Below are 16062 nucleotides of genomic sequence, written 5' to 3' on the forward strand. Positions count from 1 at the left end.
AAAAGCTAAAAATGGCTCAACAAATCGGATTGCTTTTTTCGCTAATTTAGTAGTACCGATTTAATCCCTTAAAAACAAAAAAGATGATAGCAACAAAAGGATACGCTGCCCAGGACAATAAAAGTCCGTTAGCGCCTTGGAACTTTGAAAGGCGTGAAGTTGGGCCTCATGATGTGCAGTTCGACATACAATATTGTGGAGTATGCCATTCAGACCTTCATCAAATTAAAGATGACTGGTTTCCGGGAATTTTCCCAATGGTGCCGGGCCACGAAATTGTAGGACGGGTTGTCAAGGTTGGCGACCATGTTAAAAAATTTAAAGTAGGCGATATTGCCGGAACCGGATGTATGGTTGATTCCTGCCGCGAATGCGAAAACTGTAAAAAAGACCTGGAGCAATATTGCCTTAAAGGAAATTCGCAAACCTATAACGGCTTGGAACAGGACGGAAAGACGCCTACTTATGGAGGCTACTCCAATACTATTGTAGTCCATGAAGATTTCGTTCTGCATGTTTCAGACAAACTGAATCTTGCAGCTGTTGCTCCGTTATTATGTGCCGGAATCACAACCTATTCACCTTTACGCCACTGGAAAGTAGGAAAGGGACACAAACTGGCTGTACTTGGTTTGGGAGGTTTGGGTCATATGGCAGTAAAATTTGGAGTATCATTTGGAGCGGAAGTTACGGTTTTAAGTACTTCTCCTTCCAAAGAACAGGATGCCCGAAAACTTGGCGCCCATAATTTTGTGGTAACCACAGATGAAGCACAGTTGGCAGCGGCCCGAAATTCTTTTGATTTCATCTTAGATACGGTTTCTGCAGAACATGACCTGAATTTGTATCTTTCTCTGTTGAAAACAGACGGTACACACATTTGTGTTGGTGTTCCATCCCAACCTGCTCCTGTTGCGGCATTCAGTTTGTTAGGGGGCCGAAAAAGTTTGGCCGGTTCCGGAATTGGAGGTATTGCCGAAACTCAGGAAATGCTTGACTATTGTGCAGAACACGGCATTGTTTCTGAAATCGAAATGATAGACATCAAAAACATCCAAAATGCCTATGATAGGATGCTGAAAGGCGATGTGCGTTACCGTTTCGTTATTGATATGGCGACTCTTTAAAACAAAAATTATTATTGGCTTTATGAGGAAGAATACTTTCTGCATAAAGCCAATTTTAGTACTGCTTTCTCTTTACCTCTTCCCTGCTCTTTTTGTATTTTTAAGTAAAACAAGCATCAATGGAATTCATCCGCAAACATCTTGAGCTGAGTGCCAAATTAACCAACGAAGATTGGGATTTCTTTTCTTCCAGACTTATAAGAGAAGAATTTCCTAAAAAAACGCTGCTTGTTAAAACCGGACAAGTAGAAAACCACCTCTCATTCGTAGAAAAAGGCATTATTCGATTTTATATTCCAAAAGAAGAGAAAAATGACACCACCTTTTCGTTTACTTTTGATGGTAATTTTACAAGTGCTTACGAATCATTCATTACAAAAATGCCTTCATCTTATCAGGTAGAAACACTTACTCCCGCCATCTTATGGAGGCTTACCCATGCTGATCTTCAAGAAATTTATGTTCAAACAGGTATTGGAAACACTATAGGACGTTTGGCTGCAGAACGAATTTACCTGGAAACATCAAAACGCGAGCTTTCTCTGTTAGACCAGACGGCTGAGCAACGCTACCTCAGTTTGTTTACCGAACAGCCACAGCTCATCCAAAAAATTCCTCTGAAATATCTGGCTTCCTACATTGGCATTACACCTCAGGCCCTCAGCCGAATCCGAAAGCGAATTTAGTAACCCAGGTTCATTGTTTGGTAGGATTGGACAGCAGAACTTTGCAGAAAAAAGTATGGAAACTTTAATAACGCTGCTGGGAACATTTTCAATCTCCCTGATTATTCAAAAAAGCTACCTAAAAGAATACAGATTTGCCTTAGCCGGCAGAATTGCCATGTCGACCATGTTGGTCCTTACTGCAACAGGCCATTTCCTCTTTACAAAAGGCATGGCTATGATGATTCCTTTTCTTCCTTTTGCTACAGAAATTGTATACGTTACGGGTTTGATTGAACTAATTGCCGCTATTGGGCTTTTGTTGCCTAAATACAAAAAAGTGATTGGCTGGTTTCTGATTTTATTTTTCATCCTGCTGCTTCCGGCAAATATTTATGCCGCCAGCAGTCACATCGACATACAAAATGCTACTTACAATGGAGAAGGACTTGATTATTTATGGTTTCGGATTCCTTTGCAGCTAGTCATTATTGTTTGGGTTTACTGGAGCGCGGTTCGGAAATCCTGATTTTTTTTAAGACAAGCCCGGAAGTTGTTCTCCATTGGCATCTGTAGTCAAAACTTCACTCATATAATCAAAAAAAGGACGCATGTTTTTGAACGTCTGGTCCGCTTCTTTCAAAAAAGAAGGACTTAACACCTCAACATCTGCAAACTTTCTGATTAGCAGGAATTGTTTATAGCGTAATAAATCAATAGCCTCATCTGTAGTATCAAAGCCTTTTGGCGCTTTCTTTAGTTGTTCTCCCTGCAAGGAGCCGAAAGTTTTTACGAAGGATTTACTATTTATGATTTTTCGTAAAGGTTCCGGGTCAAAACTGATGTCTTCACGAATGCGTTTGATATCTTCTGTATTAGGAGCCCAAAAACCACCGGCTATAAAACTGTTGCCGGGTTCAATATGAAAATAATAACCTCCCCTACGCAAGGCAGTTGCTCTTTTAAAGCCACCACTCCAGTTGGTCTTATATGGTGTTTTGTCTTTTGAAAAGCGGGTATCTCTGTAAATCCGATGCAGGCTCTTTTTACCTGAAACCGTTTCGAGAACATCGTGGTTTCGGAGTTCCTGTAATAACGACTCCGCAAATTTTTCTATGGCATCGTATTCTTTCAAATACAGGTCCTTATTATCATTAAACCATTCCCTGTTATTATTTTCTTTGAGCTGTTTTAAAAAGTCCAGGCTTGAAGCAGGTATATTTGTCGGCATCTTTGAATCCATGTTTTTGGTTTTGTTCTGTCAAAGTTAATTCCTTTTCGGATAGTTTTCAATGCAAAAAACCATTTCTCAACAAATCAGCTTATATCCAAATCCCCTGATATTGATTACCTCAATATTTTTGTCTTCTTCCAGTTTTTTTCGAAGTTTTGTGATGTAGACATCCATCGTTCGGGTGTTGAAAAAATTATCATCTCCCCAAAGCAGCAATAGTGTCGATTTTCTGTCCAATACCTGATTTTTATGTTTTAATAATAGTTCCAGCAGTTGAGTTTCTTTATGTGAAAGCTTTATGGTTTTGTCATTAATTTTCAGTTCCTGCCTTTGGGAAAGAAAAAGATAATTGCCAATTCGTTCCTCATCATTTTTTTCTTTTTCTGATGATGTCCTCCTAAGCAGTTCTTTCACCCTCAAAAAAAGTTCATCCAGGCTGAATGGCTTTTTGAGATAATCATTTCCTCCACTGGCATAGCCTGCCGTAATATCTTTAATATCTGATTTTGCCGTCAGAAACATCAAAGGTATTTCAGGATTGTCATTCCTGATTTGCGATGCCAAAGTAAAACCGTCTTTATAAGGCATCATTACATCAAGTATGCACAATGAAAACGTATGCGCTTTATAAAGTTCCCATGCTTTTTTCCCATCCGGAGCCAACATAACAATATAACCCTGCTTTTCAAGACTCTCTTTGACGACCTTGCCTAGAAATTGTTCGTCTTCTGCCAAAAGTATAATAGTACTCATGATAAAGGAAGTTTAATGAGGAAGAGACTCCCGTTAGGAATATTGTCTTTCAGGAGGATGCTCCCTTTGTGGGCTGTAATTACTTTTTTGACATAGCTCAATCCCAAACCATATCCTTTGGCATTATGGATATTGCCCGAAGGAATGCGGTAAAAAGGACTGAAAACCGCTTCCTTATGTTCGTCAGGAATTCCAGGCCCGTTATCTGCAATGGCGATTAGCAGTTTCCCGTTTTCTATAGAGCTCCTTATTTCGACAACGGGATTTATTGATGTAGTATATTTAACCGCATTATCAATCAGATTTGCAATAGCCCTGTCCAGATGTTTTTTGTTACCCTGCAATGTAGCATTGCTATTTGCGGTAACAGAGATTTGAACCGGGCTCTCTGTTTGGGCAGCAATTTGCTGTAACATCGTATCGACAGCAATCATATCTTGCAATTCCATTTCAGAACTTTCCAATCGCGCAGAAGTCAGTATTTCGTCCGTAAGCGACATAAGTTTACTACTTTGGTGGAGTATGATATCTATATAATTTTCCTGTGCCTCCTTGTCGTGGCTAAACTTTTTTAATGACTCGGCGGTTATGGCAATAGAAGTGAGCGGCGTATTAATTTCATGTGTCATATTATTGATAAAATCATCTTTTATTGCATTAAGTTTTTGCTGTGAAAGCAGTAATCTTAGCGTATACCAGAAACAGAATAATGTAATGAGCAATAACAGTATTGATCCTGCCAATACCCATTTTAGCTGTCCAAGCAAAAACAAATCTACATTAACAACAGATGCCTGCAACATTTCTTTCTTATGAGGCCGTCTCAAGGAAATGTTTACTTTTTTGGTCTGGTAACTTTTTCCATCTCCTTTGCCATTGAAAACAAACGGAAGCATAATACCTCTTTTTTCCAAAGCGACCCTATATTCTTTTTTGAGCAGTGCTTTTTCTATAGGGGTGTCATATGCTATTTTTGTAAGGCTGTCTCCCAATTTCTGCGTATAAAACCACACATATCCCTTTTTCAGTTCTGCATCAACCTGACTTACCATATGATTGACAAGCAATTCTTTACTCCCGGGAGTGATACTGTCAAACCTTTCCTTTAAATCGCCAATACTCATACTGATTTGGCTCTGACCAACAGGCGAAGGTTGTCTTTCTTTTATCGTAAATACAGTTTCTTTTACGTCCGGATTCCATCGCGCCGTGATTTCAATAAAAGAAGGATCGTTTAACCATGACCTAAATGTGCCGGTCACAATCCTGCGGTATCTGGTAAAAGAACTGTCAACGGCCTCGTCAAGAGCTTCATTACAATCTCTTTCAAACTGCCTGCGTTCTGAAACATAGGTCGTATAGCTGTAAAAAAGTTGCAGTGCTGCAATTCCGGCAACACTAACAGACATCAGGGCAAAAGCTAACAGTATCTTTCTTTTCATACAAGCCAAAGATAAAATTTTAAAAGTGCCCTTCCCATTTTCATTAACACTAATTAACCCTTATTCAGGGCGGTTAACCTCAACAGCTGCAATACGGGACTACCTTTGTATTCGAAACTTTAACCAACCTGATTATGAAAAAACAGACCATCAAGATTACCGCTATCCGTTTAGCAAGATTATGGCTTTTCTTTTCATGCTTTGTCACAGCAGCACAAGAAAACACAATACAAATGAAAAGCGACATCTATTCCGAAAATAAAACCCTGACAGATATTATGCGTTTTGAAGACATTGATTATTATACTACAAAATTCACCGGAACGGCTTTGAAAAATAAAGAATATTACATCGTAGCCAAGGAAATCTGGAATGGCAAGATTAAAAAAACCGACACCGTTTTCAACTCATCAACCAACAGCTATATCGGAAAAATAGAAAAGGACAGCATAAATCTTCGGGTAATTGCGGGAAAATCTTCAGATAAGACCTTAAAGATTAAATTCATGTTTGACCGTTTTGAAGTGCAAAAAGAATACAAGAGTATCCGTTCTGACGACTATAGCCTCAGGGATTTCGGTTCTCATTTTCCTATCATTACAGGTAAGCCTTTTTATGCTTTTGCCTATATCCTGCCCTACGAAGACAAACAGGGAAATAAGTTTTGGTGTGCCGTAGAAAGCAGCGGAAAAGATATCGAAAGCTGGGGAAAGGAATTTGGGATAAAACATTATATTTTATTTGAGATGCGGTTTGGCGAATAGAAAATCAGCATAAAAAACAATGACCCTATAAAATTGGTTTAATAGGGTCATTGTGACAAAAGAGCTACCTGTTACAAACCTTTTCCCTTTACACTGCCCAGTCCTATAGAAAAACGATACCCAAACTGCAATTGAAAAAAGGAGTCTTCACTATCGCTCACATCCATAAAAGTTCTCAATCGAAGAAAAACCGATTGCTTCTTTGATTCTCCCGGGTAGTAAAAAATCTCTGCCTCGTTTCGGAACACCCATATGTTTTTGGGATTTTCCATAAAATCAATTTTATTCATATGGTTATAATAGGCAAATTCCGGAGAAAAATTAAACCCGAAATTATTGAATCTTTTGAACTCGAAGCGAACACCGGCAGCATGACCCAAAGTCTTAAAATTAAGATTTTCTTCATTCTCCCTGTCAATCGTTGCAATCTGGTAGCGAAGTGCATAATACAGATTGATATTAAACGGTGATTCCTTGATAAAAGAAAAACTAAAAACATCCAATACAGCTCCCATATCGAGATAGGACTTTTCGATAATTTCAAGCGGCCTTCCAATCATCTGGGTTCCGGGCAATGACGGATTATCAATTAGCGTTAATCCTTTATGGTCATCATCAAGTCGGGTATAATGCACATATGGAGATACTTTTTTGAAAAAATTCATAGGATGCAGACGTCCTACCTGAAAGGGAACTACAAAAAAATCGGCTTTACCTTCTATTTGCATAATGCCGTTTGGCGTATCATCAAACAATCCTAAAAAATCCGTATAAGTCCGTAATTCCATTACGTTCTGCAAATTAGTATCCTGATTTAACAGATACAGTCTGCGCTTTTCTTCATTGACTTCCTTTTCCAGCCCGGTGGGAAAAGTATATTCAACATCGTCAGGCACAAAATTATTGCCTGGGTTAGGCAAATAGGTGAGCACATCAGAAATTCGGATGTAACTATTCTTTACCTCATCTTTCCCATTTAGGGAATCCCCCATCAACAGGGTACTTCGATGCGACAAAAAGTTTCGTTTGGCTTCCCTTGGATAATTGAGCATTGAAATTGGCACCCTGTTTTCAAAATAATATTCTTTTGTCTGTTCGGAATTGGTTACCGTTACCCGGATATCATAAATATTACCATCTCTGATAGAAAACTTTACTTGCTTAAAACAGACAAATTGATTGGCAACGGCATCATAGCTTACATCATAGAGCTGTATCTTTTGCTTATGACCAGGTATCTCAAAATTACCCAGACAGGTTTCGCTTTTGACAGACAAAATTTCTTTGAAAACAGTCTCTGCCTGCTTGTTTTTAAAAATACTTTCATCGGCAATTTTTTTATCGCCATACATTATATATACTGCCTTTTCAGTCTCAACAGTATCTTTTGAAGAGGTCTCATTTTCTTCGGCTGATTTTGATTCATCTACCTGCTCCCCATCAAGCGGTTTGTAATTAGCTGGTGGCGGAAAATACTGATTGAGTTTCTTTTCGGATACTTTTCTAAGATGGTAGGCTTTTACAGTCTGGTATTGTTTATACAAACCGTCCAGTTCTTTTTTGATTCCGCGTTCTTTTTTTGCCTGTACCTCTATATCGGCCAGTGGTTTCCCCGCACTATTCATATCCCGAAGTTTTTTGCTTTCAAGTTCGAGAAGGCCTTTCGTATAAGAGAAGTCCTGATAAAGGGCGGTCAGTTCTTTTTTTGCTGCTTTTTCTTCGGGAGTTTCTTTGTTCTGTGCGTAACTGCAACAACACACCAGAACAATTATTAGGTTAGTTATTGTTTTCATTTTTACTGTTTTTAAGTTAAGTTTTAGAATGCAGACATCCAGTCATTTTTGCATTATTACTAATTGTTTTTCAAAACTATACCACCTAAAAACAGCGAACAATAGGGAAAACCCTAGACGAAACAGGATTTTACCCTAACTCTCTGAAAACAGGAATACTAGAGTAATTTATTAAGAAAAAAGTGATATTTTAGCCAGGCTTGCTGAAGAATAGGGAAACACCTAAAAGAAATAGGGAAAACCCTATTTAATTGGAAGTATAGAAAAGTAAACTTTGTAGCAAACTTAATTATCAACCTCCAATATTTACATTATGAAAAAAACAGCATTATTTTTAATCTTGTCATTGGTGATGATGGGATGTAATGACAAGAAAAAAGAAACAGTTTCTGAAGACAAAATTCAAAAAATTCAAAGAAAAGACATAGTAGCAGGAGCTCCAACTGACTGCGAAAACAATCCTATAATGAAATCTCTTCGCTCCATGTCCCATTCAGAACGGGAAAAATGGCTTAATAAATATGGTGAAGCAATATGTATGTATGACTTATATAGCTGTATTGAAAACATTCATTTCATTCATGATACAGTATTTACACAATTAGCAAGACAGCATAGCAGGAATACAACAAGTATTAAGTTGTATGAATTACCCTGGAAAGATTTGGAATCTTTCATTAAAAAAGAGGGAATCAAATGTTATGATGCCTATATAGCTTTTGATATTGACGCTATAAATAATAAAGTGAGTTTAAGAAAAACTCCTTTTTCAACAACAGAAGCTACATATTCAATCCCGTTGTTTGAAGGAATAAAAAAAGTACATGGAAACATACAGACAATTTATGTGACAGATGCAGTAGTGGGCAAAAAAGTAATAAGTAAAGAAAGAATCATTTTTAAAGTGAAAGATGCATCTGGAAATTATTTTCATTATGACATTAGTGATGATCCAGCTATAATGAATATGTAAAAGCAAAAACATTTCTAATCTACAATTAATATTTCATGAGCTTTTTTGAATTACTAACTCCCATAAGAATTTATATTCTTTTTACTTTTATCATGTTAGCCATAAGCTATGACAAAGGCAAAAAAGCTCATGTTATACTATTTATCATCCTGCTTTTAAGCGTAATAAACGAATCAATGTCTGCTATACTTAAATATAACAACATTCCGATTCGCCTGAATGCTTCCATTTTTATTGTCATCAATAACATCCTGTGGTTTTTTATCTTATATAATGTATCCTCAATAAAAAAATCTTTGCTTTTAATAGTGATATTATTTTTTCTAAGCTTCACTGTATATAATCTTTTCCTTTTAAACGGAATCAAGGAATTCAACTCCTATTCTTTTGTGATAGGCGCTTTTTTGTATTTAATCCTTTTCATTTATAATTGCTCTTCAGAATTAAAAAAAGAAAATTTAAATTATTTTTTATCCAATAATTTCATATTGATGTTATCGCCGGTATTGTTCTTTATAGGATTTAGTCTTTTATTTGGATTTAACAATAAGAACATCCATAAAATAATGATTTTAAATCGTTTTAAACTCTATGATTTCATTAGTTATTTTGTAAACATAACTTATTATTCGCTACTTAATGTTTACATTTATCGTGAAAAAAAGTTAAAACATGTTGAATAATGTAGCCTTCGGAATTATCATCGGGTTGCTTTTTATCAGCCTGCTAATCCTTTTTTGTGTGGTATTGGTAAAACTATACATCCGCAAAATCAAAAACTATACCGAGGTCATCTACCAAAAAGACATTGATTTCCAGAAAACAGTAAACCAAACGATACTTGAAACGCAGGAACAGGTATTGCAGAACATTTCCCAGGACCTCCATGATGATGCCGGACAACAGCTTACTTATATCAATTTCCAGATAGAAAATCTCAAACTCGATTCGCCGGAACTGAACCAGACCTTACAGCCCTTATCAGAATCCGTTGGCAATCTGTCGCAATCCATCCGAAATATCAGCCATTCCCTAAACAGCCAGATGCTCCTGCAACAAGACCTTATAAAGGCTATAGAATCTGAAATTATACGCCTGCAAAAAGGCTCCATTCCTATCCATTTCGACCTCAAGGGAGAAAGCAAAAAGATATTTTCAACAAATGAAAAAATTGTCATCTACCGGATTTTTCAGGAAATCATGAACAACTGCTTCAAACATTCCAAAGCCGGTCTTATTGAAATAAGATTAAAGGCAAATCCTGACTTTGAAATGGTAATTTCCGACAACGGAAAAGGATTTGACTATGAAAAAATCAAAAACAGTACTGCCACGATAGGACTACAGAACATAATCGGTCGGGCGGCTATTATTGATTATTCTGTAACTATCTGGTCCGAAAATGGAAAAGGAACAAAAATCACGCTTACCGAAAACAAACTTACCTAAACATGGAAAAAATTACGATAGGCATTATTGACGACCATAAAATTGTGAGACAGGGATTGAAAGAGCTTCTGCAAAAAATCAGCAATTTTGCCGTAACCGCAGAATTTGACAACGGGACCGATTTTCTGGCATCGCTGCCTTTGGAAAATAAGCCAGACCTGTTTATTTTAGATTATTCCATGCCGGGAATGAACGGTATTGAAGTATTAAAAGCACTGGAAGAAATAGACGGCGAATATAAAATATTGCTATTGACCCAGCATTTTGACGAGCAGATTATTGATGCAGCCTACCATCATGGAGCAAGAGGATTTCTACATAAAAACTGTACCGCTCATGACCTGAAGTTTGCCATTGACAATATCGTAAAAATAGGCTACAACAACGTTTCCGAAATACTGAAACGCATGAGAAACTATGAAACAGCTCCCGACAAGGATGCTAAAAGTCAAATTGTATTGTCTGAAAGAGAACTGGAATTTCTGAAACTGGTTTGTGATGAAAGAGAATTGACCTATGACCAGATGGCTGATAGCATGGGATTGTCTGTAAAATCTATTGAATCCTACCGTACGGCACTTTTTGAAAGGTTTGGTATCAAATCAAAAGTGGGGCTGGTTTTATTTTCCTATAAATACCAGATAACACCGCCTTTTATTTAAAACAATTATCTGACATCTCCCTATCCATTGATGCGTTTTATCTTTGCGGCTCTGCCTTTGCGTGAAAATAGTCATTCACAAAGACACAGAACTCCAAAGATTATAAAAAACCGTAACCAGACATAAACCAATATCGTCCAAAAGAGCAAAATCTCACCCATGAAGAAATTGCTTGCAACCGCCCTGTTACTTCTCTCTATTTCCGCAACCGTCCAAGCACAAGACTTTGAGCGCAAAACCGACAGCCTGATTTCGAACGTATTTAAAGACAAAAATGGTCCTGGCGGTGTCTTTTTAGTCGCTAAAAATGGAAAAACTATTTACCATAAGGCTGTAGGTAAAGCTAACCTTGAACTGGATGTCGACATGACTGCAGACCAGATTTTTCAAATAGGATCCATAACAAAACAATTCACCGCTGTAGGCATCCTGATGCTTGAAGAACAGGGAAAAATAAATACAGGCAGTAGTATCTCAAAATACATCCCCGATTATCCTTCGGGTGATAAAATCAAGATTTACTATCTGCTAACCCACACTTCAGGGATTAAAGATTTCACCAAAATGAAATCTATTCAGCAAATTGCCCAAAAAGACCTCTCCCCTAAAGAACTGATTGACTTTTTTAAAAATGAACCTGTTGATTTTCTTCCGGGCACAAAATTCGAATATAACAATTCCGGCTACGCCATCTTAGGTTACATCATTGAACTGGTTACCGGAGAAACTTACAGGGACTTTATCAGAAAAAATATTTTCGAAAAGATTGGAATGGTCAATTCCCGATATGCAGATGACAGTGCGATTATCAAAAAAAGAGCTTATGGCTATCAGAAAAAAGGGGAAGCCTATGTAAATAAAGGGCGGATTAGTTTCGCCATTCCCTATTCTTCCGGTGCGCTGATGTCAACAACAGAAGATATGCTGAAATGGCAAAATGCCCTAAACCATAATCTGCTGCTGAATGAAAAGACTTCTGAAAAAGCCTTTACTAAAAAAACACTGGATAATGGTGAAACAATTGATTACGGTTTTGGATGGCATTTGTCTCAGTTAAACGGAATTGGAACACGGGAACACGGCGGCAGTGTTTTCGGCTTTAAATCCATGGGCGTTTATATCCCTGATGAAGACATCTATGTCATCGGATTCAGCAATTGCGACTGCAATTCTCCTACACAATTAGTGCGGGATATTGCTTCGGAAGCATGGAAAACATTTAAATCTAAACCATGATATTCCATCATTCTAAAGAATGCTTATCTTTGCAGCAAACAACAACACAACAATGAATTACTTCTCATCCGATTTTAAGCTCGGAATACTAGGCGGAGGACAGCTTGGCAAAATGCTTCTGGCCGATACCCGAAAATTTGACATACAGACTTATGTACTGGACCCAAGCGAAGAAGCCCCAAGCCGAATAGGCTGCAACAAATTCTTTCAGGGCAATCTTATGGATTTTGATACGGTTTATGGATTTGGAAAAAAAGCCGATGTCCTGACTTTTGAAATAGAACTGGTCAATTTGGAAGCCCTCGAAAAACTGGAATCAGAAGGTACAAAAGTATATCCATCGCCAAAAACACTCAGAAATATCCAAAATAAAGGAAGGCAAAAAGATTTTTATAAAACCCATAATATTCCAACTGCTCCTTTTCAAAGATTCCAGACACTGGAAGAATTAAAAACAAGCCTTGAAAAGAATAATACCGCCCTGCCTTTTGTTTGGAAGAGTGCTGAATTTGGCTATGATGGAAACGGTGTTAAAATTGTACGCACGGCAACTGACCTCGCAAACCTGCCGGATGTAGAATGCATTGCCGAAGAAATGATTCCTTTCAAAAATGAACTGGCTGTAATAGTCGTTCGAAATCTAAAAGGCGAAATCAAGACCTATCCGGTGGTTGAAATGGAATTCCATCCCGAAGCCAATCAGGTAGAATATGTTATCTGTCCGGCACGTATTGACGACAAGGTAGCAGCAAAAGCAAGGGAAATCGCTTTGAAAGTTTCGGAAGCTTTTGAACATGTAGGATTACTGGCAGTTGAAATGTTCCAGACAGAAAATGACGATATTCTGGTTAATGAAGTAGCGCCAAGACCTCATAATTCGGGTCATTACAGTATTGAAGCCAGCTATACTTCCCAATTTGAAAACCATTTAAGAGCCATTCTCGACCTGCCTTTAGGCAATACCGAAAGCAAAGTAGCCGGAATTATGGTCAACCTTGTTGGAGAAGAAGGTCACTCGGGTCAGGTAGTTTATAAAAACATAGAACAGATTTTGGCCATTGACGGTGTAACGCCACATATTTACGGAAAACGCGAAACAAGACCTTTTAGAAAAATGGGCCATGTTACTATCGTAAATGAAGACATCACCAAAGCCAGAACAACAGCAGAAGAAGTAAAAAAACTAATACGGGTAATCAGCAATTCGTAATCAACTATTTACTCAATTATAACTTATATCCATGAAGATTGCAATCATAATGGGCTCTATTTCTGACATGCCGGTCATGCAGGAAGCCATCGACATACTGAAAGAATTTGGAATTGAAACCGAAGTAGATATTGTTTCGGCACACCGCACACCGGAAAAATTATTCGACTTTAGCAAAAATGCACATACACGTGGTATCGCTGCTATTATTGCAGGAGCCGGAGGTGCTGCTCACCTTCCGGGAATGGTAGCCTCAATGTCGCCGCTTCCCGTAATTGGCGTTCCGGTAAAATCAAGCAATTCTATCGATGGTTGGGACAGCGTGCTTTCCATTCTTCAAATGCCTGGCGGTGTTCCGGTTGCGACAGTTGCCTTAAATGGTGCTAAAAATGCAGGAATTCTGGCAGCACAAATTATCGGAAGTAACAACAAGGCCGTTTTAGATAAAATTATTGCTTATAAAGAAGGATTGAAACAGGCTGTGCTTAAAGCATCCGAAAACCTGAAAAAATAACTTCAGATAAAAACAGTAGAAACCAAGCCCGATAAGCTTGGTTTTTTTATTTTAAACCTCAACGTTTTCATAACGCCATAGGTAATTCCTTTCCAATTTTATACTTTTGAAAACAGCATGTGGGAATGCGATTCCCGTGCCACAACTTATTTTTTATTTACAGATATTTAAAAAGACCCTGATATGTCAGTTCTTACCAAAAAATTTACAACAAAATACGATACCGCGCCTTTTTCTCAAATCAAAAACGAGGATTTCCTTCCGGCATTTAAAGAAGCAATTGCCAGCGCAAAACAGGAAGTAGACGATATAGTTAACAATCCTGAATTACCAACATTTGAGAACACAATAGAAGCCATGGCTTTTAGTGGAGCCACTTTAGACAGGATATCTACCATTTTCTTCAACCTGCATTCTGCCGAAACCAACGACGAACTTCAAAAAATTGCACAGGAAGTTTCTCCGCTATTATCCGAATTTGGAAATGACATCCGCCTCAATGCCGATTTGTTCAAAAAAGTAAAAGCGGTTTATGACAAAAAAGACAGCCTTTCGCTTACGGCAGAACAGGCAACTCTGTTAGACAAACAATACAAAAGCTTTTCCAGAAACGGAGCCAATTTATCTGAAGACAAAAAAATGGAACTGCGTGAAATCGACAAGCAACTTTCCAAACTCAGTTTAGAGTTTGGCGAAAACGTACTGTCTGAAACGCACGCTTTCCAACTCCATATTACAGACGAAAAAGACCTTTCCGGACTGCCGGAAGGCACCATTGAAGCCGCAAAAGAATTAGCTCAAAGCCACGAAAAAGAAGGCTGGATTTTTTCGTTAGACTATCCAAGCTATATTCCTTTTATGACCTATGCTGACAACAGGGAGCTTCGTAAAAAAATGGCAATTGCCTTTGGCGCAAAAGGTTTCCAGAAAAACGAGCATGACAATCAGGAAATCGTGCTTCAAATTGCCAGACTCCGATTTGAAAGAGCCAAACTTTTAGGCTATGCCTCACATGCCCATTTTGTATTGGAAGAAAGAATGGCAGAAAGCCCTCAAAAAGTAAATACTTTCCTGAATGACTTGTTAGCGAAAGCACGTCCGGCGGCGGAAAGAGAATTCAATCAACTGACGCAGTTTGCCAAAGAACTGGACGGTATTGAGCAGCTTGAAAAATGGGATGGGGCTTACTATTCCGAAAAGCTAAAACAACAATTATTCAATCTGGATGACGAAAAACTAAAACCTTATTTTAAGTTGGAAAACGTATTGGGAGGTGCCTTTACCGTTGCCGGAAGATTGTATGGACTGACTTTCGTAGAAATAAACGACATAGAAAAATACCATCCTGATGTAAAAACGTATGAGGTAAAAGACATTGCCGGTAATCTCGTTTCTGTTTTCTATGCTGACTTTTTCCCTAGAAAAGGAAAAAGAAACGGTGCATGGATGACTTCATTCAAATCGCAATACGTTTTGGGAGGCAGTAACGAAAGACCGCATGTTTCTATTGTATGCAACTTTACAAAACCAACAGAAACCAAGCCTTCATTACTTACTTTCAACGAAGTAACCACTTTATTCCACGAATTTGGACATGCCCTGCACGGGATGCTTGCTGATACCACATATCCAAGCCTTTCCGGAACCAGCGTATATTGGGATTTTGTCGAATTGCCAAGCCAGATATTTGAAAACTGGTGTTATGAACCGGAAGCTCTGGCATTATTTGCACGCCATTACCAAACAGGCGAAATCATCCCTACAGAATACATTCAGAAAATAAAAGAAAGCGCCAGCTTCCAGGAAGGCATGGCTACTTTGAGACAGTTAAGCTTTGGCTTACTGGATATGGGCTGGCATGGTCAGGATCCAACACCTATCAAAGATGTAAAAGAATTTGAAAACGTTCAGTTTGCTTCCACCAAACTTTATCCGGATGTGAAAGAAAATGCTATGAGTACTTCTTTTTCTCACATCTTCCAGGGTGGTTATTCTTCGGGCTATTACAGTTATAAATGGGCTGAGGTACTTGATGCAGATGCTTTCGAATATTTTAAAGAACAAGGAATATTCAATTCTGAAGTGGCTACAAAATTCAAAGAAAACATATTGTCAAAAGGCGGAACGGAGCATCCGATGATTCTATACAAAAGATTCAGGGGAAGCGAACCAAAACCGGATGCCCTGCTAAAAAGAGCCGGATTACTTTAACACACAATTATTTGATTTCAAAATACTTG

15 protein-coding genes are annotated in these 16062 nt (G+C 38.1%); 11 read left to right on the forward strand and 4 right to left on the reverse strand.

Annotated features, from left to right (window positions below; translation table 11 throughout):
• The first annotated feature begins 83 nt into the window (after window positions 1–83).
• From BGO88_RS15710 to BGO88_RS15720, 3 genes are all read left to right on the forward strand, one after another.
• Window positions 84–1127, forward strand: coding sequence for an NAD(P)-dependent alcohol dehydrogenase (locus BGO88_RS15710; protein ID WP_286707494.1), 1044 nt, complete (start codon window positions 84–86; stop codon window positions 1125–1127).
• Window positions 1128–1246: 119 nt separating this feature from the next.
• The gene (locus BGO88_RS15715) at window positions 1247–1813 is read left to right on the forward strand and encodes a Crp/Fnr family transcriptional regulator (protein ID WP_286707495.1); all 567 of its coding nucleotides are present in this window, start codon (window positions 1247–1249) and stop codon (window positions 1811–1813) included.
• A gap of 55 nt (window positions 1814–1868) precedes the next feature.
• Window positions 1869–2321 (forward strand): DoxX family protein, encoded by a 453-nt coding sequence (locus BGO88_RS15720; RefSeq protein ID WP_286707496.1) that lies wholly within the window; start codon window positions 1869–1871, stop codon window positions 2319–2321.
• A 6-nt stretch (window positions 2322–2327) separates the two neighbouring features.
• On the opposite strand, the gene BGO88_RS15725 is transcribed toward BGO88_RS15720, so the two are convergent.
• The 3 genes from BGO88_RS15725 to BGO88_RS15735 form a co-directional block, all read right to left on the reverse strand.
• Window positions 2328–3035, reverse strand: coding sequence for a DUF2461 domain-containing protein (locus BGO88_RS15725; protein WP_286707497.1), 708 nt, complete (start codon window positions 3033–3035; stop codon window positions 2328–2330).
• A gap of 66 nt (window positions 3036–3101) precedes the next feature.
• Window positions 3102–3779 carry a response regulator transcription factor gene (locus BGO88_RS15730; protein ID WP_286707498.1) on the reverse strand — a complete coding sequence of 226 codons (678 nt, stop codon included), beginning with the start codon at window positions 3777–3779 and terminating at the stop codon, window positions 3102–3104.
• Complete coding sequence (locus BGO88_RS15735; RefSeq protein ID WP_286707499.1) at window positions 3776–5221, reverse strand: sensor histidine kinase; 1446 nt, start codon at window positions 5219–5221, stop codon at window positions 3776–3778. Before BGO88_RS15735 ends, BGO88_RS15730 begins: the two co-directional genes overlap by 4 nt.
• A gap of 134 nt (window positions 5222–5355) precedes the next feature.
• On the opposite strand from BGO88_RS15735, the gene BGO88_RS15740 reads away from it, so the two are divergent.
• On the forward strand, window positions 5356–5985 hold the full coding sequence (locus tag BGO88_RS15740) for a hypothetical protein (protein WP_286707500.1): 630 nt from the start codon (window positions 5356–5358) through the stop codon (window positions 5983–5985).
• Between the two features lie 71 nt (window positions 5986–6056).
• Here the strand turns inward: BGO88_RS15740 and BGO88_RS15745 are convergent, their stop codons facing one another.
• The gene (locus BGO88_RS15745; protein WP_286707501.1) at window positions 6057–7778 is read right to left on the reverse strand and encodes a hypothetical protein; all 1722 of its coding nucleotides are present in this window, start codon (window positions 7776–7778) and stop codon (window positions 6057–6059) included.
• 313 nt (window positions 7779–8091) lie between these two features.
• Between BGO88_RS15745 and BGO88_RS15750 the strand changes: the two genes are divergently transcribed.
• The 7 genes from BGO88_RS15750 (at window position 8092) to BGO88_RS15780 (ending at window position 16033) form a co-directional block, all read left to right on the forward strand.
• Entirely contained in the window at window positions 8092–8751 is a 660-nt protein-coding gene (locus tag BGO88_RS15750) for a hypothetical protein (RefSeq protein ID WP_286707502.1), read from the forward strand.
• A gap of 672 nt (window positions 8752–9423) precedes the next feature.
• Complete coding sequence (locus tag BGO88_RS15755) at window positions 9424–10200, forward strand: sensor histidine kinase (protein ID WP_286707503.1); 777 nt, start codon at window positions 9424–9426, stop codon at window positions 10198–10200.
• 2 nt (window positions 10201–10202) lie between these two features.
• Window positions 10203–10862: a response regulator transcription factor gene (locus tag BGO88_RS15760; RefSeq protein ID WP_286707504.1), complete on the forward strand. Its 660-nt coding sequence runs from the start codon at window positions 10203–10205 to the stop codon at window positions 10860–10862.
• 159 nt (window positions 10863–11021) lie between these two features.
• Complete coding sequence (locus BGO88_RS15765) at window positions 11022–12098, forward strand: serine hydrolase domain-containing protein (protein WP_286707505.1); 1077 nt, start codon at window positions 11022–11024, stop codon at window positions 12096–12098.
• A 52-nt stretch (window positions 12099–12150) separates the two neighbouring features.
• Window positions 12151–13308, forward strand: a complete 1158-nt coding sequence (locus BGO88_RS15770; RefSeq protein WP_286707506.1) for a 5-(carboxyamino)imidazole ribonucleotide synthase — start codon at window positions 12151–12153, stop codon at window positions 13306–13308.
• Between the two features lie 31 nt (window positions 13309–13339).
• Window positions 13340–13822, forward strand: a complete 483-nt coding sequence (purE, locus tag BGO88_RS15775; protein ID WP_286707507.1) for a 5-(carboxyamino)imidazole ribonucleotide mutase — start codon at window positions 13340–13342, stop codon at window positions 13820–13822.
• Between the two features lie 183 nt (window positions 13823–14005).
• Window positions 14006–16033 carry a M3 family metallopeptidase gene (locus BGO88_RS15780; RefSeq protein ID WP_286707508.1) on the forward strand — a complete coding sequence of 676 codons (2028 nt, stop codon included), beginning with the start codon at window positions 14006–14008 and terminating at the stop codon, window positions 16031–16033.
• Window positions 16034–16062 lie beyond the last annotated feature (29 nt).

Origin of the sequence: Flavobacterium sp. 38-13, from assembly GCF_001899155.1 — a bacterium.
GTDB classification, from domain to species: Bacteria; Bacteroidota; Bacteroidia; order Flavobacteriales; family Flavobacteriaceae; genus Flavobacterium; species Flavobacterium lindanitolerans.